Origin of the sequence: Halobacillus campisalis, assembly GCF_030345335.1 — a bacterium.
Lineage (GTDB): Bacteria > Bacillota > Bacilli > Bacillales > Halobacillaceae > Halobacillus_A > Halobacillus_A campisalis.
Genome location: NZ_JAPVRC010000005.1, coordinates 152460 through 174952 on the forward strand (window position 1 = coordinate 152460; position 22493 = coordinate 174952).

The 22493-nt window shown below is 44.1% G+C and carries 22 protein-coding genes; 9 read left to right on the plus strand and 13 right to left on the minus strand.

Annotated features, from left to right (window positions below; all coding sequences use genetic code 11):
- Positions 1 to 3 precede the first annotated feature (3 nt).
- The 5 genes from O2Q26_RS12190 to O2Q26_RS12210 all read right to left on the minus strand — a co-directional run bounded on the left by O2Q26_RS12190 (position 4) and on the right by O2Q26_RS12210 (position 4480).
- Positions 4 to 720: an ABC transporter permease gene (locus tag O2Q26_RS12190; protein ID WP_289216159.1), complete on the minus strand. Its 717-nt coding sequence runs from the start codon at positions 718 to 720 to the stop codon at positions 4 to 6.
- The gene (locus tag O2Q26_RS12195) at positions 720 to 1424 is read right to left on the minus strand and encodes an ABC transporter permease (RefSeq protein ID WP_289216160.1); all 705 of its coding nucleotides are present in this window, start codon (positions 1422 to 1424) and stop codon (positions 720 to 722) included. The genes O2Q26_RS12190 and O2Q26_RS12195 overlap by 1 nt, the downstream gene beginning before the upstream one ends.
- Positions 1402 to 2337 (minus strand): ABC transporter ATP-binding protein, encoded by a 936-nt coding sequence (locus tag O2Q26_RS12200; protein WP_289216161.1) that lies wholly within the window; start codon positions 2335 to 2337, stop codon positions 1402 to 1404. Before O2Q26_RS12200 ends, O2Q26_RS12195 begins: the two co-directional genes overlap by 23 nt.
- A 128-nt stretch (positions 2338 to 2465) precedes the next feature.
- Positions 2466 to 3815 (minus strand): sensor histidine kinase, encoded by a 1350-nt coding sequence (locus O2Q26_RS12205; protein WP_289216162.1) that lies wholly within the window; start codon positions 3813 to 3815, stop codon positions 2466 to 2468.
- Positions 3812 to 4480, minus strand: coding sequence for a response regulator transcription factor (locus O2Q26_RS12210; RefSeq protein WP_289216163.1), 669 nt, complete (start codon positions 4478 to 4480; stop codon positions 3812 to 3814). The genes O2Q26_RS12205 and O2Q26_RS12210 overlap by 4 nt, the downstream gene beginning before the upstream one ends.
- A 148-nt stretch (positions 4481 to 4628) precedes the next feature.
- Here O2Q26_RS12210 and O2Q26_RS12215 point away from each other — a divergent pair, with 148 nt between their 5' ends.
- Genes O2Q26_RS12215 through O2Q26_RS12225 form a run of 3 tightly spaced genes read left to right on the plus strand, consistent with a single transcriptional unit; the run spans position 4629 to position 5864 of the window.
- Positions 4629 to 5051, plus strand: coding sequence for a cell wall hydrolase (locus O2Q26_RS12215; protein WP_289216164.1), 423 nt, complete (start codon positions 4629 to 4631; stop codon positions 5049 to 5051).
- Between the two features lie 42 nt (positions 5052 to 5093).
- Complete coding sequence (gene gerQ, locus O2Q26_RS12220; protein WP_390216186.1) at positions 5094 to 5579, plus strand: spore coat protein GerQ; 486 nt, start codon at positions 5094 to 5096, stop codon at positions 5577 to 5579.
- Positions 5580 to 5615: 36 nt separating this feature from the next.
- Positions 5616 to 5864, plus strand: a complete 249-nt coding sequence (locus tag O2Q26_RS12225; RefSeq protein WP_289216166.1) for a hypothetical protein — start codon at positions 5616 to 5618, stop codon at positions 5862 to 5864.
- On the opposite strand, the gene O2Q26_RS12230 is transcribed toward O2Q26_RS12225, so the two are convergent.
- The 4 genes from O2Q26_RS12230 to O2Q26_RS12245 form a co-directional block, all read right to left on the minus strand.
- Entirely contained in the window at positions 5861 to 6229 is a 369-nt protein-coding gene (locus O2Q26_RS12230) for a DUF423 domain-containing protein (protein ID WP_289216167.1), read from the minus strand. The genes O2Q26_RS12225 and O2Q26_RS12230 overlap by 4 nt on opposite strands.
- 13 nt (positions 6230 to 6242) lie before the next feature.
- Positions 6243 to 6548, minus strand: coding sequence for a YwdI family protein (locus O2Q26_RS12235; RefSeq protein WP_289216168.1), 306 nt, complete (start codon positions 6546 to 6548; stop codon positions 6243 to 6245).
- A 135-nt stretch (positions 6549 to 6683) separates the two neighbouring features.
- A complete protein-coding gene (locus tag O2Q26_RS12240; protein WP_289216169.1) occupies positions 6684 to 6986 on the minus strand; it encodes a DUF5316 family protein in 303 nt (100 codons plus the stop codon).
- An 897-nt stretch (positions 6987 to 7883) separates the two neighbouring features.
- A complete protein-coding gene (locus O2Q26_RS12245) occupies positions 7884 to 9221 on the minus strand; it encodes a sodium-dependent transporter (protein WP_289216170.1) in 1338 nt (445 codons plus the stop codon).
- 390 nt (positions 9222 to 9611) lie between these two features.
- On the opposite strand from O2Q26_RS12245, the gene O2Q26_RS12255 reads away from it, so the two are divergent.
- Both O2Q26_RS12255 and O2Q26_RS12260 read left to right on the plus strand, forming a co-directional pair.
- On the plus strand, positions 9612 to 10334 hold the full coding sequence (locus O2Q26_RS12255; protein WP_289216172.1) for a YwaF family protein: 723 nt from the start codon (positions 9612 to 9614) through the stop codon (positions 10332 to 10334).
- Positions 10335 to 10338: 4 nt separating this feature from the next.
- Entirely contained in the window at positions 10339 to 11571 is a 1233-nt protein-coding gene (locus O2Q26_RS12260) for a GNAT family N-acetyltransferase (protein ID WP_289216173.1), read from the plus strand.
- A 393-nt stretch (positions 11572 to 11964) separates the two neighbouring features.
- On the opposite strand, the gene O2Q26_RS12265 is transcribed toward O2Q26_RS12260, so the two are convergent.
- Complete coding sequence (locus O2Q26_RS12265; RefSeq protein ID WP_253936983.1) at positions 11965 to 12258, minus strand: phasin family protein; 294 nt, start codon at positions 12256 to 12258, stop codon at positions 11965 to 11967.
- 14 nt (positions 12259 to 12272) lie between these two features.
- Complete coding sequence (locus tag O2Q26_RS12270) at positions 12273 to 13919, minus strand: ABC1 kinase family protein (RefSeq protein WP_289216174.1); 1647 nt, start codon at positions 13917 to 13919, stop codon at positions 12273 to 12275.
- 368 nt (positions 13920 to 14287) lie between these two features.
- Here O2Q26_RS12270 and O2Q26_RS12275 point away from each other — a divergent pair, with 368 nt between their 5' ends.
- The 4 genes from O2Q26_RS12275 (at position 14288) to O2Q26_RS12290 (ending at position 20092) form a co-directional block, all read left to right on the plus strand.
- Entirely contained in the window at positions 14288 to 16420 is a 2133-nt protein-coding gene (locus O2Q26_RS12275; RefSeq protein ID WP_289216175.1) for a M6 family metallopeptidase, read from the plus strand.
- A 106-nt stretch (positions 16421 to 16526) separates the two neighbouring features.
- A complete protein-coding gene (locus O2Q26_RS12280; protein WP_390215988.1) occupies positions 16527 to 17429 on the plus strand; it encodes a GNAT family N-acetyltransferase in 903 nt (300 codons plus the stop codon).
- A gap of 95 nt (positions 17430 to 17524) precedes the next feature.
- Positions 17525 to 18394, plus strand: coding sequence for a fructosamine kinase family protein (locus O2Q26_RS12285; RefSeq protein ID WP_289216177.1), 870 nt, complete (start codon positions 17525 to 17527; stop codon positions 18392 to 18394).
- A 342-nt stretch (positions 18395 to 18736) separates the two neighbouring features.
- Positions 18737 to 20092: a YjiH family protein gene (locus tag O2Q26_RS12290; protein ID WP_289216178.1), complete on the plus strand. Its 1356-nt coding sequence runs from the start codon at positions 18737 to 18739 to the stop codon at positions 20090 to 20092.
- Positions 20093 to 20634: 542 nt separating this feature from the next.
- Here the strand turns inward: O2Q26_RS12290 and O2Q26_RS12295 are convergent.
- Positions 20635 to 21288, minus strand: a complete 654-nt coding sequence (locus O2Q26_RS12295; RefSeq protein ID WP_289216179.1) for a type 1 glutamine amidotransferase domain-containing protein — start codon at positions 21286 to 21288, stop codon at positions 20635 to 20637.
- Between the two features lie 77 nt (positions 21289 to 21365).
- Complete coding sequence (locus tag O2Q26_RS12300) at positions 21366 to 22385, minus strand: acyltransferase family protein (protein ID WP_289216180.1); 1020 nt, start codon at positions 22383 to 22385, stop codon at positions 21366 to 21368.
- Between the last annotated feature and the right edge of the window lie 108 nt (positions 22386 to 22493).

The window sequence follows — 22493 nt, forward strand, 5'->3', positions numbered from 1 at the left end:
TGATTAAACCGCTTTCCGCTGTATGCTCATGCTTCCGGCGATATAAAAGATAACGAATACTACTCCGATCGCTACGAGTAATGATTCGGCGGGCACGGTGAAAAATCCATCCTCTTCTCCCTGCATCATCATAAAAGGCTGCACCCATGGATACCACGGGCGGAAGGTTTCAGAGTTTGCGACGAGCATGTTCGGCAGCGTCAGAATTACATTCAGCGTGAAGGGGGCTACAAAACTGGACCAAATGGTCGCTACCCAGAGCGTAAGTGCGATTAAAGGTAACGCTGCGATTAATCCGCCTGCTAAGCATTTAATTAAAATCTCGCCAGGTACGCTCCCCTCCAATCCCTGCATATACCCCATACCTAAATAAACAGCTGAAAACATCAATTGATTAAGTGCCACAAGCGAAAAGACGACGATGAATTTAGCTAAGTACACGTTCTGTCTCCCGACCGGCATGCTGAACATCCTGCGCCACCCGCCGTTTTGGTGTTCATATCGACAGATGAAACCTGAAAATACGCTAATCATTAATGGGAAAATCAATAACGAATGGGAAGATGTCATCATGAACAGCAGATACGCCCAGCCTCCCTCAGAAGGGATGTCTGATAAATAACCGACGATCGCCGCCAGGATTGGACTGAGGAATAATAAAAGCCACACTTTCGTTTTTCTTATTTTTAAAAGTTCAGAACTAATTAATGAGCGCAGCATCAGGCTACATCCCTCCTTCTAAAATCCATAACTCCAGCCAAAAGGATCACGGCACCAACGAGCACCCCAAGCCCGACGTACGGAAGAGGATCCTTGCCTGGATAGAGAAGCGGCCATTTCCAAATCAGCCAATTTGGAGCTAGATGGGCATACGTCGAAAATACCGCTCCGAAGATTCCAATCGCCAGAGGACCTGCCTGATTTTTCTGCACGATCGACATCCACAGCTGTAAAGCGAGAACCGGAAGCGCCGCAAAAAATGGATAAAAGCTGTTTTTAAGTATGTCACTTACTGAAAAATTCCAGCCGAAGCCGAGTCCGATACCAAGCACGACCGTCCCTATACATAGGAGGAGAGCTGATATGAAGATCATACCGCTTGTAATGATGAATTTTGAAATGTATACGTCACGTCTTTTTACCGGCAGGGCGAGCAGCTGCTTCCAGGCGGTTTCTTTATGTTCAATCGACGCAATCTGTGAAGCTAAAATAGCCATGCCAAGCAGTAAAGCAGGGGCAACAAACATATTCACACTTTGAATCAGTGTCGCCCATTGATCGTCCGTGCGCGAGGTGATCCACTCGTAGCGAACGCCATAATTGACAACTTGCAGCCCTATGACACCGAACGGCCCTAGAAAAACGAGCAGCCAGAACCATTTTCGCTTCACTTTTAATAGATCAGCTTGCAGAATGGGAAGCATAGGAACCCTCCTCATCCTTCGTCAAATCCAGGAAAATGTCCTCCAGAGACTGACGCTGTTCTTCGATCCGATATACAGGAATCTTTTCTTTTACGAGAGTACTTACGACTGAGGCGATCTCATCATCATGATGGACCTCTACATAAATATACTCTTCCTCCGCTTCGGCGACATGCCCATGAGGGAGCAATTTTTTCTTAGCGATTTCTCCATTTCCGACTCGCAGGCGTATCCGATGCTGAGCTTTACTTTGTAGTTTTTCAATCGAATCCTGATAGATAAGTCTGCCTTTAGAAATGATCCCGACCTGGGTAGCCATTTGTTCAATTTCACTTAACAAATGACTGGAAATCATTATGGTGATTCCGCATTCTTCAGGAAGAGATTTGATCAATTCACGGATTTCCTGGATGCCTGAAGGGTCAAGACCATTTGTCGGTTCATCCAATATGAGTAATTCCGGTTCACCAAGCAAAGAAGAGGCGATGCCGAGCCTTTGTTTCATCCCGAGAGAATATTCTTTGACCGGCCTATGGGCATCTTTAGTTAAACGGACGATCGCCAGGACTTCATCAATTCTGGATTTCGGTACTTGCAGCACTTTCCTTAAGGCTTCAAGGTTCTCCCGCCCGTTCAAATGGTCGTAGTAGGAAGGCGACTCTACAAGGGATCCTACCTTTCTTAAAATTTCAATTTTGCTGGATGTTAAACTTTTCCCGAAAATAGAAATCGTTCCTGCGCTTGGTTTCATTAATCCTAATAGCATGCGTATCGTTGTCGTCTTACCGGCCCCGTTAGGCCCTAAAAATCCATAGATTTCGCCTTTTCTAATCGTAAGATCGACTCGATCCACTACATTTGTCCCTTTGAAGCTTTTCACTAATCCATCGGTTTGAATAATGGTTTCCGTCATGTTTTATCACCTCTCCTACATCGTAAGGAGCGGAATTTAAATGACGAGAAAGGTTTTGTTTAAATTTTGTTTAATTTTCTTATTCAAAACTATGTTAAACTTCTTTGTTGATTTTAAAGTTATCCTTTCTAAGCTGCTTTCTTCGCAATTTTCACGATTGTTCCTTGATCATTCGACTGGATATGGAGACGAAGGTTCATTTCTTTTGCCATTAAATCTACGATCGACAATCCGATTCCAGCTCCGTGACCAGCATTCTCCCCCTGCATGCCGGGACCACGATCCTCCAGCATAATCTCCGATTCATTCACTGCTATGCGGGCGTATTTTCCTTCTGCTGCATAGCGGACAAGGTTTTGCAGGAGGTTATCAAACATCCGCTCCATCCATTTCGGATCTACGTCCCAGTACACTTCCCGTGTGGTTTCTAAATCGACTTCTATTTGGCGCTGTTCCAGGGTCGGATACCAATGAGCGGCAATTTCCTTCATCAGCCGATTCACTTCCACTGTCTTAGGCTTGTAAGGATATTTTTTTCCGGAAAGCAGGGTGAAAGAAAGCAGGTTATCGATCAGATGGCTCAAGTAGTCGATTTTCTGATTGACGGACGCCAGCTTTTGCTGGGCTTCATTGCTCGTCACTTCATCCGTTATTCCCGATAGAGAGGCACGAATCGTCGTTAGCGGTGTGCGCAAGTCATGCGATAAATTCGCAATCAGTTCACGGCGGATTCTCTCTTCTTGCTGTTCCCTCATCCTGCCCTCTTCCAGCTGATGAATCATACGGTTGAAGCTGACTTCAAGCTGGCCGATTTCATCATCATTCGATCGCTGGACGGGTAGTGGAATCCCGCTGTCATTCTGTTGCTCCATCGCATGCTTCAGCTTCATGAGGCGCTTGTGAAATTTTCTGAAGAACAGCCAGGACATGGTGATAAACCCCAGCATCGCCAGCCCCATCCCCACGTAAAAAATAATACTGTACCAATCATTCAGCCGCTGGATTGGCGGCCCAACCATTACACGGTCTACTTTTGTCACCATAAAGCCTTCGTCTTGAGAAGAATCTCCGATGAACGCGACGACAGTTAAGGGGTCTGTATCATAATGATCTTTCATAAAATCAACGGTATAGGAAGAAGTCCATACCTCCGGCAGATTGTCTTCATAGTTCATTACATCTCTCGTCTCGCCTTTCTCGTCGACCCAAAACATACCGGCTTCAGGGAACTCTTTTGAAAGGACCTCTAACCGCTGTCCAATTTTCTCAGGCGGCGCCCCGCTCAATTTCCCGGCTTCCTCATGCCATCTATCCTCATAATTCCCAGCACTTCCGTAAGGTTCGTCTGTATCTTCTATCAGGATGCCTGGTAAATACACAAAAGCAGACATAATCGGCAGAGCAATAGGGATCGCAAGAACAGCTGTCAAAATGATGAATAAATACTTAGCCTGCAGAGATTTAAACCATTTCTTCATCCTCTCACCCGGTATCCGATGCCGCGAATCGTTTCAATGACTTTAGGATTGGAGGGATCCTGCTCCAGCTTTTCCCGCAAGTGACGGATGTGTACCATGAGCGACTTGTCACCATCTCGGTAAGGTTCCCCCCATACACCTTCATATATTTGTTCCTTGGTTAAAATTTGATTGAGGTGTTTTAGAAAAAACTTAAATATGTGGAACTGTTTTCCCGTAAGGATGATCTCTGCTGATGTCGTTTCATCCTGGATGACCTGCTGATCGAGGTGCACGTTTAGATGACCGATCGAGAGAGTCTGTTCGTTCGTCCGCTCGAATTTACGAAGCTGAACCTCTATTCTTTTCAGAAGTTCTTCCGGATGAAAAGGTTTGGTTATGTAATCATCAGCGAACTCCAGCCCTCCCAACTTATCATCAATTGCTGTTCTTGCTGACAGCATAATGACTGGTAAGTGGGGGTAATTTCTTTTCAAGCGCCGGCCTATAGAAAAACCGTCCAAGCCTGGAAGCATGACGTCTAAAATCGCTACATCGTAAGGGTTGGCATCCCCGGTGAAACGGGATCCTGATTGAAGCCAATGGACATCCAGTGAATGTTCCTGCAGCTTCCTGACAACCCATTCTCCAATTTCTACGTCATCCTCTATGTATAAGATTTGCATCAAGCAGCCTCCTCCACTCTTCATTCACTAATATCTTACATCAAGAACCAATTTCGTGTCCTCCCCTTCACACAATTTTTACTCATATCTTAGGCAGGCTGTTTCATATAGTGATAGAGAGTCAGCTTTTTCGAAACGAGGTGAAAGCATGGCTGTCGTTCCTTCCAACGAAGAAGACGTTAAATTATTGGCACGGTTGATGAGAGCGGAAGCCGAAGGAGATGGAAAACTGGGGATGCTGATGGTCGGGAACACAGGTGTAAATCGTGTAAGAGGTAATTGTATTGATTTCAAAGATATCCGCTCTATCCGTAATATGGTTTTTCAAAGTCCGGGTGGATTCGAGGCGACGCAGAAAGGATACTTTTATCAACGGGCTAGACAGAGGGATATTGATTTAGCACGTCGTGTAATCAGAGGGGAACGTTTTCATCCCGCCACGAACACTCTATGGTTTTTTATGCCCGAAGGTGACTGCCCAGCTACCTGGTTCGACCAGCCTAATGTCGGCAGGTATAAATCTCACTGTTTCTTTGCTCCGACACGCGCAGATTGTCCATCCGTTTATTAATTCATTGAAGGAGTGATTGGCTTGGCGAAGAAGTATCAAGGCATGCAAGGAGTTCAAGGAATGCAGGGGATGCAAGGGATGCAAGGAATGCCTCATGGCAATGTTCCGTACTACCCTGGTAATCCGTATATGTATCAACAAGGTATGGGAGGCTCGAACGGAGGTACTGTAGCCGGCGCAGGCATGCAGGTGCCTACGACTTCCAACGGTTTCAATTATGGAAGTGGGAGTGGGAATTCGCAAGGGATGCTCGCTTTAGAAGAATCCTATATCGAAAATATTCTGCGATTAAATCGCGGAAAAGAAGCCACGGTTTATATGACTTTTGAAAATAATGAGGAGTGGAATGCGAAAGTTTTCAAGGGGATTATCGAAGCCGCGGGACGCGACCATATCATTTTAAGTGATCCAAAAACAGGTAAACGGTATATTCTATTGATGGTATACCTCGACTACATTACGTTTGATGAAGAAATCAACTACGACTATCCGTTTAACGGCGGCATGACCAGTTACTCTCCTCGTTAAACCACCTGTTCTATACTACTAGAAAGGGGTGATCGTATGCGGCATCCCTATGCACCATTGATGCGCCTGGAGCTTGCCGCTCTTGGTCTGGCATTACTGCTGGCAATCGTAGCTTTCTTCCATTTGGAGCACCAATGGATCGTGCTGTTCATGTTATATATTCTTAGTATCAGCTTACTGATTAATGGTTATATAGAATTAAAAAAGCAGCAGCTAGCTTCTTGTATAAGCCAGTTGCTGCGTGCTGTTATTTTATTAGTCTTCACGACCATTTTATATTTTTAAACGTGCTTGATGATGGCATATCCAAGCAGAATCCAGCCGATGAGAAAGGATAAGCCGCCAAGCGGGGTAATCATCGCAAAGGTTTTGATCCCTGTAGGAGCATACGCGTATAAACTGCCTGAGAATAAAATGATTCCAGCGACGAAGAACCATCCGGCTCCTGTCATCAGTCCAGTCTGGATTTTGCTCATTAATAATGCGGTAACGAACAGAGCCATCGTATGGAACATTTGATAATCGACGGCTTTTTCCCATTGGCTCAGCCCTTTTTCAGAAACTTTGCCTTCCAGTCCATGGGCGCCAAAGGCTCCGAGGGCAACGGCTAAGAAGCCATTCAACACACCTAAAATTAAAAATATTTTCAACGTCTGTCACTCCTTAAAAATCAAAAATGGATTTGCCGTTCGCCTCATCATGTCCATCCGACTGTGGGGCGGATGTTTGTTTTTGGACAGGCTGATCGTTCCCCATCATTTGTCTGATTTCCTCCACTGTCGGCTCCTGAACGGAACTTTTCTGCTTTGGAACCGCCTGGGAAGCGCTGTCCTGATCAAGCACCAGATCCGCCAGTAGTTTAACCGCGCGGACATGCTCACGCACACGATGGTCATCGCCATGGTTCAGCATGGCTTCTTGTATCTCGCTCGACATTTTTTTGAGTATCGTTTGATTTGAAATCGTCATATGATATGACTCCTTTTACAATTGATAAAAAACTTCCGCACTTATCATAACATGCTTACGTAAGTATGAGCTAACCAGGACCGCAATTCCTCTAGATTTTTTGTCAGCAAAAAGAGACCCTCCCTAAAGAGTCCCTTACGAAGTCATCCAATAGTCGACGAGCATAATCACGAACATGACGGCACTCGGAGAACTGATGACAACCAGCTTCAACGTCAGGCTGTTTTTGAACGCACGATCCCGCTTTGATTCCGTATGGAAATTCGCTCGATGGCGATCTCCGCTTACTAAAGCTCCTGTAAGTATTCCAGCCAAAAACAAGGGTATGCCTGCTGAAACAGCTATCGTTCTGACGAATAAATTTTCATCCCCCGTCATGAACCATACGACCCCTGCTCCTGCCAGAATAATAAGTCCTTTAGCAAAATATTTAAACAAGGAACCGCCTCCTTTATTATTCTTACGTATCACCTGCTCTTCACGTTTCATTCTGCAAAATTCTGTTAAATGTCCAGGAAAGGATAATGGGCGTAAGGTTGAAACCTCTGTGCACCCTGTTGAGACTCGCCACGTACTGCACTCTCATAAATCTCCTCCGCGTTCACCCTGTTTTTCACCAGGCAATGTTAAAGGTGGTTGTTGAATTAAATAAGTGAGTTATTAAACAATAGGGCAGGATCGTTGAATACTTGATTTCGAAACACTCGGTAAGTGGATCAGGGCGGCGGGAAATGGCTCGCTTTCCGTGGGAGCGCGGTGAGCTTCCTCGGACGGCCCGTCCTGCGGGATCTCACCCAGCACTCTCTTCCCACAGGAGTCTCCCCATTCCCCGCCGCCCTTCAAAACAAATGTGCTTCTCAAAATCACTTGAATAATTCTACCGTCCAGTGTAATGATACTTTCTAATTCCGAAACTCCAGCTCAGTCCAGTTCAAACCGGACTGAACGAATTCTTTTCACATGAATAAAAGGGTCTTAGCATCTATCTTTCTCCCATAACTAATGAGTGAAACTCCTTGGCAAGCCGCTTGATAAGAAAGGTATAGCTGCAATTGCTTTACTATCTGTAAATTGGTTTCGAGAGTCTGTTTAGGTAAAGGGGCGGAGGGAAACGGAGAGACTCCTGGGGGAAGAGTGGGACAGGTGAGATCCCGGAGAGCAAAGCTCGAGGAAGCTCACCGCCCGCCCCCAGGAAAGCGAGCCGTTTCCTGGAGCCCCTAAATTCTAAATTTGTCTCGAAACTGTGTCTTCCAATAAAGGAAACTTATATGAATATCAACACGGACCTTTCACAAAAAAAAGCTTCACCCCTCGCAGGGTGAAGCTGCTTCCATCTTATATAAAACCTAAAGCATTTAAGAAAATTAAAACGATCAATACCGGCGCTAGGAACTTGATGATTAAATACCATACTTGCCCAATAGATGAGCCTGTGAAGTCTGTAGCCTCGAGTGCCTGCTGTTTCGTGAAATACCAGCCGACAAACAACGCCATCGTCAATCCTCCTAGTGGCAGCAGGATATTAGAAGCCACGTAGTCCATTGAATCGAGAATACCTAAATCTCCAATTGGAGTCACTCCCGACCAAATACCGAAGCCTAATGATACGATGATTCCCAGGCAGAACATGATTGCACCCATTACAACACTGGTGAATTGACGCGGCCAGTTGAACACACGCATAAAGTAAGCGGTCGGTACTTCCAAAATCGATACAGAAGATGATAAAGCCGCTAGCACTAATGCGAAAAAGAACACCAGCCCAACAAACCCACCTAAAGGCATCTGCTCAAAAATCGTCGGCAGCGTAATGAATACAAGCGGAGGACCCGAAGCAGGGTCGATTCCAAATGCAAACACGGCCGGAAAAATCACAATTCCTGAAATGATGGCGAAAAACGAGTCCATCAGACCGATTCCCATCGTCGCCCCAGGGAGTTTGTGTTCTTTTGATAAATAACTTCCATACGTCAACATCGCACCCATTCCAAGACTTAGTGAGAAAAAGGCTTGTCCTAAAGCAGCAATATAAATGGAAGGGTCACTAAAAGCGGACCAGTCTGGAGAAAATAAGAATCGCAGACCTTCAGACGCTCCCTCAAAGGAAACGCTGTAAAATGCAAGAACAATTAGTATAATAGCTAATACTGGCATGAATATTTTATTAGCCGATTCGATCCCTTTCTTGACCCCACTGACAACAATGATGATCGTAAGCGTCATGAATAAAGCGACCCAGAACAACGGCTGCCACGAGTGAGAAGTAAAGGCACCAAATGCCTCCCCATATCCCGCTTCAGGCTGCGCAGCAAAACTGCCGGTGATATAATTCCAAAAGTAGAACATCGACCACCCAGCGACTACACTATAAAACCCTAAAATCAAAAAGGCGCTGAATACACCAAAGAAGCCTGTTAGAAACCACGGGGTTCCCGGTGCCAATTTTTTGTAAGAACCTACGACGTCACTCTGTGCTTTACGTCCAATACTGACTTCAGTCAGCAAAAGCGGCACAGCAATCAGAATCACAAACAAAAGGTATAAAATTAAAAAGGCGCCTCCTCCATTGTTTCCTGCTACAAAAGAGAATCGCCATATATTGCCCAGCCCGACAGCAGATCCCATAGCAGCAAGCATGAAACCAAGCTTCGTGCCCCATTTTTCTCTTGCCATTTTCTATTCATCTCCTTTCATTCTCGTACTAAATATTCATCAGCATACCACATTTTATTCATAGAGACGATATATAATCTGACATTACATTTTATTTACAGCTGAATGTCCAACCTAGAGGACGACCGCTGCTTTTTCTTCTCAGTCTGCGTGGTCTTTGGACGGAACTGCAAACATGGCGTGCCTGTCGTTTTCAACACGGTCTGTGAAGGCATTTCTCTTCCTTTAAATCCATAAGCTTTACATCCCCGAGGAAATTGCGGGTTCCACGTTGAAAAAAAATGCTTACATTTGAAACAGTTCACTCTGTCCATAATACCCCTCTTCCCTTGGTACAGGTATGATAGAATCATAGCACAAGAAATAAAGTTCAACTAGGATGTGTTCCTTATGCAGCAATGGTTCGGCTTAACAAGTGACCACGCTTTTGAAATGTTCGGATTCAGCCATGTCACCATGCTGGCTGTCTTTGTACTCGGCTTTCTTCTTATCGTTGTCTACGCTCCCGCTTTAAGAAAAGGGACGAAGGCTCATCAATGGGTACGCTGGATTTTATTCATTTTCCTTTTTTTATCGGAAGCCAGTTACCAATTTTGGGCTCTTCACCATGGTCTGGCGTCATCAGCCGAGCATCTGCCCCTTCATTTATGTGGAATCGCTTCTCTGTTCGGCATGATCAGCCTGCTCACTTATCATAAAAAACTCATTCAAATGAATGTGTTCATAGGTATTATTCCTGCCCTTATGGCTTTGATCACCCCTGAAATCCCTCACGGGTACGAGCATTACCGCTACTGGAAATTTTTCGTACACCATATGGCCATTCCCTGGACAAGTTTATTCCTGCTCCTGACGATGAGATTTTCGATTAATTTGAAGGTTATGCTCGAGACTTATATGTACTTAGTGGTCTACGCTGTAGCGATTGGCGTCTTTAACCGGCGATTTGAAACTAATTATTTGTATTTATCTCACCCGCCCCAGGCCGCTCCCTTCTTAAATTACCTCGCTTTTGGAGCGGGTTATCAAATCAACCTGGCACTCTTGACACTCACGGTTTTTTTACTGATATTAGTATTCTATAATGGAATAGTTAAGATGAGGAGGCGTTAAGACGATGAATTTTAAACATATGGAAGACTTTAAGACGTATACGGATATACTGAGCCGCTGCTACCCGATGATGGAAATTCGGACGTCTGAAGATAAACAAGAAATGATCAAGCACCGTGAACGTATGGAAGCTTACGATATGGTCTCCCATACCGCCGTTTATGAAGATGATCAGATGCTGGGCGGCTACATATCGTACGCGTTACCAATGAATGTTTATGAACAGACGCTTCCTTCTGTCGGAGTCGGTACGCTCGCGGTCGACCTTCCTTATAAAAAAAGAGGAATTGCGAAAAAAATGATGATCAATGCCATCGGTAAATCTCGCGAAGAAGGCTTCCCTCTTATGCAGCTCTACCCCTTCCGGCCTGACTTTTACCGGAAGATGGGCTTCGGTTTCGGACCTCAGCTGAACGTGTTCCGTGTTTCTCCAGACCAGGTCCCTTATTTTAATGAGGCGGAAGCTGTCATGCCTTTGAACGAAAATCATCTTGAAGACATTAAACGCTGTTACCACGACTGGGCGGAAGATCATCATGGAGCCTGTGATAAACAGGAGTATGAATTCCGTCATATTGCTGCCGAACATACGCATACGGTCGGCTGCCGGGTAAACGGGCAGTTAAAAGGGTACCTTGTTTATGAAATGAAGCAGGATAGCAGTTTTAAGCATGATTTAAAGATTATCGACTGGTTCAGCAATTCTAATGAAGCTTTTCAATCACTGCTTACCTTCCTTCATCAGCAGAAGGACCAGGTGTCGAGTATCGTTTTCCCTACCTTCGATGATGACTTAGCCTTTATGTTCAATGATCCTCGTCACGAGTCGAAGCAATTGATCCATCGTATCTATCATGGCACTCATGAACGGGGCACAGGGCTCATGTACCGGATTGTGAACGTTCCTCTATTTATGATGTATATTGCCGATCATTCTTTTGGACAGCAAACGGTGGCCATCAACTTTAAAGTGACTGATTCGCTGTTGAATGAAGAAAGTGCGCATAGTATCCAATTTCAAAACGGCAAGCCTCAGATGAGTGATGAGCACCTTGGTCACGGGATCAGCTTGTCTTTAGATATTGCTGATCTTTCTTCTCTGCTGATGGGATGCATTTCCTTACAGAAGCTGCTTGATTATAATAAAGCGGACGCTGATGGGAACCATGATGAGATCGCTAAAGCCATTGAATTGTTTGGCAAACCGACTAAACCAGTAAGCTGGACGTTTTTTTAAGTTAGTATTTGCCGAGTCTTCTGATACGCGCCCTTCAGATAACTAGTTTCCATATTTGGGGTAAAGGATCAAACACCTATGATAGAAGTTCCTTTGAATTGCTCGCTTTATGCCAAGAAATGGTTTCGTTCCTCAAATTATCGTAATGGGGTCTTGGAAATGGTGAGACTCCTGCGGGAAAGGATAGACTGGCAAGACCCCGCAGAGCGTTAGCTCAAGGAGGCTTGCCGTCTTCCCCGCGGAAAGCGATCCATTTCCAAGACGCCATTTCTCTATACAAAACAACGAAACCAGGTAATTCGTCCACTAACCACAAAAAGACTTCCGGAAAACTCAAATTTTCTCTACTAACTTAAACAGCCCTTTTCTTCAACAAAGAAAAGGGCTGTTTCTTTACTGTTTGTTTTGATTTTCCAGTCGCTGCAGTCTGGCTTCTAGTAATTCATATTCTTCGCGGGTGACAAAACCGAGCTCTTTAACATGGTCCTGCATTCGCGCCTGGGCTTGTTCATTCCATTCTTTATTTTTCACTTCTCCTTTGGCCAGCCAGGCATTCAGCATTTCTCTTGCTTCCGCCGGGGATACATCGCCTTTTCTGACCATCTCGTTCAGACCTTTTTCGAATTTCTCTTTTCCGCTGATAGCTGCGCCTAATCCCAGGTAAAACCCTTTCCTTAACAAACTCATACTGATTCCTCCTTTTATTGTCTAATCCTTTTGATCATACGGTAGTGTTTGATGAGGATGATGAAGAGTCCCGCTCCGGCGATAGCTGTGACGGCCCACGCCAAGTTCAAATAACTCGAAACCCCTGTTTGTTGTAAGAATATGACACCACCTGTTCCAATTAGAAGCAAAATGAACGATAGCCAGGCATAAAATAGAAAGAATTGATGAAAAAGGTTCTGCTGCTGTTTTACAGACTTCCACTCTCTTTCTTTATCTCCATCCTCTAAGTATTCAACAAGAGCCCGAGGCAGGGACATCAAAGGTTTAGCTGTATCTTTAGCTATTTCTTTATAAAGAGAGAAGCTTGAATTCTCACCTGTCATCCATTTCTTGATGACGGGCCGCCCCCACTCCACTAAATCTACTTGAGGATAAATCGACGTCAGCACTCCCACGATAATGGAGGTAGCTCTTCCTAAGAAAGCATAATCCGCCGGAAGCTGAATCGGCTGTTCTTTGATGAATTCCTGCAAGTCTTCAAGAATATCATTCATCAAATGAGCATCCAGTTTCTTGAGGTCTCCCTCCAAATACATGTCTGTCGTCTGCTTGATCATTTTTTTAACCTTTTCTGTATCTGCGTTATCTAATAAAAAGTCCATTTCCCGTAATGCGTCGATTACGCGGTCATAATCATCCATGATAAAGCCCTGGACCATCATGCGGATCGAGTTGGCATCCTGCTGTTTGATTTCGCCTACCATACCGAAATCAATGATCACTACGGTCCCGTCCGGTTTAAGCATCAAGTTTCCTGGGTGAGGATCCGAGTGGAACATCCCGGCAAACAAAAATTGCTCGACACATAAATCAAACAGGATTTTAGCAATCCGTTCCCTTTCAATGCCATGACGCTTCATGAAATTGAGATCAGTAATCTTCTCCCCTTCAATCCACTCCATGACCAGCACTCTCTTCGTCGAAAGATCACGATAGTATTCCGGAATATACACATCATTGAAATCTTTGAATCTTTTTTTGAAATGATTGCCGTTCTTCAGTTCCATCGTGAAATCCAGTTCATCAGTAATGACGGCTACGACTTCACGGTATAAGGCCGGAAGATCGGCTTTCTTCCCATACTTTGTGAATTTCCCAAGAATGAAAAAAACGATTCTCAATGCTTTGAAATCCATCTGGAAAATCTCTCGTACCCGGTAGCGCTGTACTTTTACCGCAACTGACGTGCCATCGAGCAGCTCTGCTTTGTAAACTTCTCCTATAGAAGCCGAAGCTATCGGCTTCGTATCGATCTGTCGGAAGTGGTCGTCGATCGATGCATTCAAGTCTTCTTCAATCGTCTGCTTCGAGTATTTGAACGGGACGGGCTTGACCCGGTCTACTAATCCTTCCAGTTCACGAATGAAAGACTGAGGAAGCAAATCTCCTCTCGAGCTAAGAAACTGACCGAACTTTATAAGCAGTCCCCCTAACTGGATAGCCTTACGCCGGTATTCTTCAGCTTGGCTGACAAGCAAGGACTCCCACTTCCGTTTCGTTTCCTGGTCCCAAATCCTGTGTCTCTTTTTGAACCAGAAGATTTGAATGAGGAATTTCAGAGCCATCCATACAATGACGGTTATTCGATAAAGCGATATGTATTTAAAACGTGCCTTCATGATAACCTCTCCATTCTATCCATTCGACATTTATATTTACCCTAAGACGCCCTGTCAAAATCCTCTCAATAATAAACACGAAAATTAAGTCTTTCAGCCCCCCTTTTACCTTTTCGGAATAAGCAAAGGTTTATACACTGATACATTAAGGTTTTCACAAAATAAAAACCAATATTCATTCTACATCTTCCAGCAAAATTAGTATAAATTAGCTATTTATAAGGACTTTTAATCGACATACTTATGACATGTTTAGTTAAAAAATACTTCCAATTTACTATTCGAAATATTTTGAATATTTTTCATGTACGCCTTATAATGGAAATTGCGGGTCACGAAATAAATTCCATTAGGAGGTATTCATGCACATGAAAAAACAGATGACTGCTTTATTATCAGTCAGCGCTTTGACTTTGTCTTTATTTGCGCCAGCCGCAAATTCAGATGTCAGCGCAAGCTCAAAGTATGAGAACTGGAACAAAGAACGCTATGGCGATACGATCGATATTGACGGAAAGCTTGAAAAAGAAGAGAACCAAGAAGGTTTCCAGCAAGAGGCTGATCAGAAGATAAAGGAAAATGCTGAGGATACGAATTTCAATGAGGGTGAGGATTCAGACTCCGAGAGTAATTTTACATATGATGGAGGAACGAAACAGTTCCTTGACCGAGATCTTGCATTTAAAGAATTCACTCTTAGAAGTGAAAGCGAGCATGCAGAAGTATGGGTAGCGAACGACCTTTCTTTTGCGGAGGACGATCCGCGTGATCCACACGTCATTACTCAGGACCAGGTTGACACAATGGCGGAGGAATTCGATACGAACATGTACCCTGTAGCCACGGATTTCTTCGGCAGTCCAGACAGCCTGGACGGTACCGAGTCTGGTCTTGCAGATTTAGGAATAGTTCCTGAAGACTACTACGAAGGAGACGGAGACAAAGTCCTTATCATGGTAGATAACGTCAAGGATGACAACTACTATGATCCGGAGTATCCATTCTTCGTTGCCGGTTTCTTCTGGCAGACATTAGAGAACTATACCGATCGTAATATGATCACGATCGATTCCAGAGACTGGGATACGCGTCTGGAAAGCACATTCTTCAGCACAACGATTCATGAGCTGCAGCACTTGATCCACGCAGATAACGATTCTGATGAGACGAGCTGGCTCAATGAAGGCATGTCGACTTTCTCTGAGTTCTTAGGCGGGTACGGGATGTCTGAGGGGTCTATCAACTTCTTTCTGGATCACCCCGAGAATTCTCTTACCAACTGGGACGAACACGTAGACGCTGAAACGGGCCCAGAAACCATTGCGGACTATGGCCTAGTGCAGCTTTTCACTCTTTATAACTATGAAAGATTCGGACAAGAGTTCATCCGCTATATCGCGAAAAGCGAATTGAACAGCATTGAAAGCTATGAAGATGCTTTTGAAGAATTCGGTATCGATACAACCTTTAACGAAGTGTATCAAGACTTCACTTCTGCTTTAGTGTTAGACGATAATAAATACAAAGACGGCCTGTATGGCTTTGAAAACATTGACCTGCGCGATCTTCCTGTAGATGGACAGGACGAGCCTCGCGGAATGACGGTTGATTTCGAAAAAGCAAAGGATTATGAAAAAGACGGCGTTCCTGCCTGGGGTACTGACTTTAAAGAATTCAACATCGAGCCTGGTCAAAAAGTAGAAGACTTCAGCTTCAACGGCATCGACTTCATGCCGATTCAGTGGGAAACAGTGGAAGACCCGCTTGGAAGCGGCGAGCAGGTTCTGTTCGGCGGCAAAAGCGATGAAGCTGATAATAAGCTGATTTTCGAAGCTGATTTAACCGGATTAAACGAAGCTACCCTTACCTTCGATCACTATGCAGATATCGAAGAACAGTGGGACTTCGGAGTCGTTCAGGTTTCCACAGATAACGGCGACACTTGGACCTCACTTGAAAATGACAATACGCGTTCCGATGTTGTAGAAGATGGATATCCAAAGATCAAAGAAAACGTCCCTGGATTTACAGGCACATTTGATGGATATCAGAACGAAACGTTCGACCTTTCTGAATATGCCGGCGAAGAAGTACTCGTTTCCTTCCGTTACCTTACGGACTGGGGAACAACAAATAAAGGCTGGTTCATTGATAATATCACTGTCCCTGAAGCGAATATTTCTTTAGATGGAAACAGTAATATCGCTGAAGATTTCGTGAATGAAAATGAATTGAATGAGGAATTCATCAATTACGGAGTTACCTTCATCAAGGAAAATAAAGGCGGCAAGCATCAAGTCATCGAAGTCGATCCTTTTAACGTAACTGAGGAAGATGCATTGAATATCCAAAAAGCCTTCCGCCCTGGTAAGACTTATATGACTACGTACTATGCCGCTCCACAAGACCAGTTGAATCCTGTACCTTTCGAATATGAAATCACATACAAGGATAAAGGGAAAGATAAGGATAAGCCTGGTAAAGGAAAAGGGAATAAGTAATACGTAATTTAAACCAACCAGTTCCCCGCACTGGTTGGTTTTTTTCTATTGAATTTACTTTACTCCCCTACCTTCTTATGGCATGATTTTAGCAAAAGGGAGAAAGGTGATTGATTTGCAGATTACGGAGTTAGAAGTAAAACAATTACATACGGTTGCTGAGTGGCTGCACGGCATGAACGAGCAGGATCAACATTATGTTGCCTGGCTTGCTTCAGATCCCGATGAAATATTTGAACAAATTTGGACTCTTACTCAATTTCAGGAACCGCTTGCTTATGTCGCCTGGGAAAACGAAGAAATCATAGGTTTCATTGGCATCCTGCCATTTTTCGAACAAAAGCTATGTCGTTTGCTCGGCCCTTTTTCTCTTCGGAAGGGAACAAAAGTGATCGAAGGTTTATGGGAGAAGGCTTCGCTTACCGTCCAGCTGCATTTTGACGCCGTCAAGGTCGCTTGTTTTGAAGCGAACAAGGATTTAGTTTCCTTTGCCGAACGTCACCATTTCCAGCTTTACAACACTGAAAAGACGCTGGTCCTTCACCAATCTCATTATACGCCTTCCCGTGAAAAGAACTCTTTTATTGAAGAAATTCAAGATTATGAGCATGCTGCTTTAGATGAGCTCCACCCGGAGGGAGCCTATTATACGACGAGAGAAATGGTAGAACTTTCTCAAGAAGATACAAATAAATTATGGGGCTATAAGCAAAATGGTGAGCTGATTGGTTATTTATATTTTGAAATGATTACGCCTCAGGAAGGTGAAATATGTTTCGTCAATGTATCTCCTTTTGAACGCAGCAGCGGCATTGGTTCAGCACTGATCGACCATGCTCTCCAGTACGCCTTTTATGTGTTCGACGTACAAGTCGTCACCATTTCCGTTCGAACAAACAATAAACAAGCCGAGGAACTGTATGAAAGCCTGGGGTTTGAAGAAATCCACACCATCTACGCCTATGAGAGAGAAGCTAAATATGAGGATGTCAAACCTATCATCCATTAAAAAATCAGAGCCCCCGCTCTGATTTTTTCTTTTTCAAGGTTGTGATTTCGTCCTAAAGGGTATAAATGAATAACTGCATAATGAGGAGGTCATGTATGAAAAGAGAGATAAATCGTGTACTACATAACCTGAGAGATGATAGCGAAGTAGAAAAAATCCGTTCGGTCAGCGGTGGAGATATCAATGAAGCTTTCTATGTCCGCACAGGCAGCCGCGAGTACTTCATAAAGGGCAACCGTAACGTCCCTCCCCACTTCTTTAAAGCAGAGGCGGCGGGATTACAAATGATTCAAAAATCAAACACCATAGCTGTGCCGGACGTTTTTTATTATGATGAACCTCAATCCAATGAACCCGGGTTTCTCGTTCTCGAATGGATCGAAGGCCGTAAGAAGTCTGATACTGGACAAAAACTCGGAACCAATTTAGCACTCATGCATCAGCACACCTCAAACGCTCATGGGTTTGGGGAACCGACGTTTGTCGGAGAACTCGATCAGCCGAACGACTGGCAGAATTCCTGGATCGAATATTACCGCAACTTCCGCTTGCGCAACCAGCTGCAGATCGGTGTAGAGAACGGAAACATCAAAGGGAAAAGAAAACAGCAGCTAGAGATGCTGATTCAGCAGTTGGAACGATGGGTACCTGACGTCTCCTCCCCTTCTTTACTGCATGGGGATTTATGGGGCGGAAATTATATAGCAGGGCCAGAAGGCGAGCCTTACTTAATTGACCCTTCTGTCTTATACGGAGATCCTTCCTTTGAAATCGCCTTTACTGAATTGTTCGGCGGCTTCCCAGAAGAGTTCTATGATGCTTATCAAGAGGTTTCTCCTCTCCCCGAATACTACGAGGAAATCAAACCTCTCTACCAGCTTTTTTATTTGCTCGTCCACTTGAATATATTCGGTGAAAGTTACGGTCCCTCGGTGGATAGAATTCTACATCATTATATTACCTAATATTTTCTATTGGCTTTTTTCTCTAATCGTATTAAAATAAAAAACGCTGTATATTTATTCTTTGTTATTTAGCTATGGTAAACGTCGTTATTGATTTTTCATAAGAGTGTTATTCTTGGATACGGCAGTTGTATAGAAGACTCGGTTCTAAGGTAATGGAGTTTCGCAGCCATATAAGATTAGGAAGCTCACCGTACGCCTATGGTAAGCGAGTGATTTCCCGGATCCATTCTTAGAAAAGGAAATAATCTAAAAGCTGAGTTATCAAGGTATGGCAGCTTATATGAATATCATCACGGAATTTTTACAGAGCCTATTATTTACAGACGGGAGAGTTCTTATATGAAAGCAAGTCAATTCCGGGCTTCTTCTCATTTGAAATTTATTATTCCTTCATTGATCGGGATCATTCTCTTCATGGTTCCCTTCTATGATAGCGAAGAAGAAAGCGTCACTATATTAATTGCTATTTTAGCTAACTGGCTGCAAGATACTTTAGCATCCTCTATATCGCTGATTATGATGCTGATCATTTCCATTACAGCGATTATAACCGTCGCTGTTAAAGTGGCAGGACCAGAGAAATTAAACGGCACACCGTTTTTCAAATCTCTTTTCAACGTTCCTCCCGTATGGGTCGTCACCCGAGTTCTCGGCATGATTTTTGCCATCATGGTCTATTTTCAAATTGGGCCGGATGCTATCATTTCCGATGTCACCGGCGGACTACTTTTAGGAGACTTACTACATGTACTGTTCGCTGTTTTCCTTTTTGCAGGCTTGTTCCTTCCGTTACTATTGAACTTTGGACTCCTTGAATTATTTGGGGTCATCTTGACTAAGGTGATGCGTCCCTTGTTCAAACTCCCGGGACGTTCCTCGATCGATGCTCTTGCTTCGTGGCTTGGAGATGGAACGATCGGCGTGCTGCTTACCAGTAAGCAATATGAAGAAGGATATTATACAAAAAGGGAAGCTGCAGTCATCGGTACAACGTTTTCTATCGTATCGATCACGTTCAGCTTAGTTGTTATTTCCGAGGTCGATCTGGAACACATGTTCATTCCGTTTTATCTGACAGTTGCCATTGCAGGGTTCATAGCTGCTTTGATCATGCCTAGAATACCTCCTTTGTCTCGTAAAGCGAATACGTATGTAACGGAAGAAGCCGATGACACCACAGAAGAAATTCCTGATGAACATAACACGGTTACTTATGCTTACACTAAAGCTGTAGAACGCGGAAGCAAAGCAAAGGGACCCGTGCAATTTTTCAAAGAAGGCGGCCAAAATATCCTGGACATGTGGATGGGTGTAGCTCCTATTGTTATGGCACTTGGTACCATCGCATTAGTCATCGCTGAATTTACACCGGTGTTCACGTGGTTAGGTTATCCGTTCATTCCATTCCTTCAGCTGCTGCAGATTCCTGATGCAGCGGCAGCTTCGGAAACGATTCTTGTCGGTTTTGCTGACATGTTCTTACCGGCAATTATCGGAGCAAGTATCGAAAGCGAGATGACGCGATTTGTTATCGCCAGTTTATCTGTTACTCAGCTTATCTATATGTCCGAAGTCGGCGGCTTGCTGCTTGGCTCTAAAGTTCCAGTCAATTTGAAGGATCTTTTCATTATTTTCCTATTACGTACGATTATTACGCTTCCAGTCATCGCACTGATTGCTCACCTGATCTTTTAAACGAAAGACGGGGCTGTCCCAGAAGTCTAAGATCCAGACTTTTAGGGACAGCCCTGTTTTTTTCTATACAAAACTTCAAAGGACCGATTCCGAGACATTAATGAGAGTTAGGGCTCCGGGAAACGGTTCGCTTTCCGTGGGCGTGCGCTGAGCCTCCTCAGGCTTCGCATTCCGGGGTCTCATCTAACCCGCGTATCCCACAGGAGTCTCACCGTTTCCCTACGCCCTTTGCGTTATAGATGTTCTCGGAATTAATCCTATCCATTAAGTTAAAGATTGCTCTCACACCCACGGTAATGCATGTTCTACATTAAATTCTGTATTACATGCAAAGGTGGTTTCGTTCCTCTAAACAGAGTAATGGGGCCTTGGAAATGGTGAGACTCCTGCGGGAAGGATAGACTGGCAAGACCCCACAGAACGTTAGCTCGAGGAGGCTTGCCGTCTTCCCAGCGGAAAGCGATCCATTTCCAAGGCCCCATTTCTCCTCATAACGAAACCGATCTTGTAGATTCAAGAAAGCTTTTGGGACAGCTTCGTTTTTATAATAAACGATTTTTGTAAAGCTCTGCGATGGCACGTGTAGATTGAGGGTTTTGGCCAGTAATGAAAAACCTATCCTCTACCACATGCTCTTCTTGAGGAGCTGCCGCTTCATAGCTGGCTCCAGCCTTTTCAAGCTCGTCCTCAAGTGAAAACGGTACGGTACCCATCATTCCCGAAGCCTTCTCTTCTTCATTAGAATAGCCTGTCACCTTTTTCCCTTTGATAATTGGAATGTGGTTTACGTCCTCCGCGCCTATAAACGCGGCAGCGCCATGACAAACTGCCCCGATGAGTTTCGAATGATGAGCAAAATGAGCAAGCAATGGCGAGATCTCCTTTGCATTCGGAAAATCTACCATAGCCCCGTGACCCCCGCAAAAAAAGATGCCATCATATTCTTCAGGGTTCACTTCAGAAAGTTTGATCGTGTCATGTATCGGCTCCATCACTCCGTCCCACACGCGGGGGAGCTCATTACTATAACTGTGAGGATCGATCGGGATCCTCCCCCCTTTAAGACTCGCCCCTGTCACTTCAATTCCTGCATGCTGGAATTCGGTGGCTGGTTCGACAAATTCCGAAAGCCATAAGCCTGTTTTTCGATCAGCAATCTGATCTACGTTTGTAGCAACCATAAGTATTTTTGGCATAAAAAATACCTCCCTTCTCTTGTCAGCTTATTCTCTCACAAGAACAGCTTTTTAAAACATAAGGGAGGTATTTGCTATTAATTTGTGCGATATCGATCGTTGTCGTTGTTGCGGCCCAACTGGCTCTTCAATAAAGCAGCCCGGCCTTCTATAAATGGCTGAGTAATGGTCCGGATAGTGCTGGTTGACAACAAATAAACAATTAAGCCTGAAAATACAACATAGAATGCAAAATCCGCTACATTATTGATTTGTACCCAGTCTTGCTGTCTGAACCACTGTACGATAAAACCATGAAGTAAATACACGTACAGCGTTTGTCCGCCTAAGGCAGTGAAGCTGTAATGGGTGTTCGGAATCCATGACATTACGCTTACTGTCATTAAAATACCAAGCAGATATACTCCAAATCGGTAAATTCCACCTAACTCAGGCTCACCTAACGTTTGATAGGATTTAGAACCAAGCAGCCAATCCGAATTGAATTCAGGAGCAAGCGCTATGACAACAGCCAGCGCGGTCATAAAGACTAAACTCGCAACTCGAACGCTCGGCATTCTCCATTTCTTGACCGTATCCTTCGTCAGCCAATAGCCGATTAGGAAAAACGGGAAAAATACAAAGGTACGAGACAAACTGAACGTTTGATCGATACTGTCCGCATACCCGACAACAATTCCAATCCCGACCGCCAGAGCTATTCCTACCATAGGAGGCATTTTTCGGAAGACAATCAAAAGAATATGCCAGCAGAATAAACTGAACAAGAACCATAGAGACCAGTGGGGATAGAACGGGGCATTCAACCATCCATCTTTACCGATGAATAGGAAATAGCCTGTATACACAAACTGGAAAATCAGGTAAGGAAGTATTAATTTTTTAGCTAAATTGATGATATAATCTTTGTTTCCTGCGCCTTTAGCGAAAAAGCCGGCAAGAAAAATAAATGCAGGCATGTGAAACGTATAAATCCACGTATAAACGGTGTACATTTCACGTGACTCATGTGTAGCCGGCTGAACCATGTGGCCGAATACAACGAGAAATATTAAGAATATCTTTGCGTTATCAAAAAGCGCGTCTCGTTTCTTCATATCGTTTCACCTCTAGATTCACTATAATACATTTATACACTCTTTTATTAGAATTAAAACCTATCTATACTTTTTTAACATACTTGGAAGGTTAATGAATTAATTTTC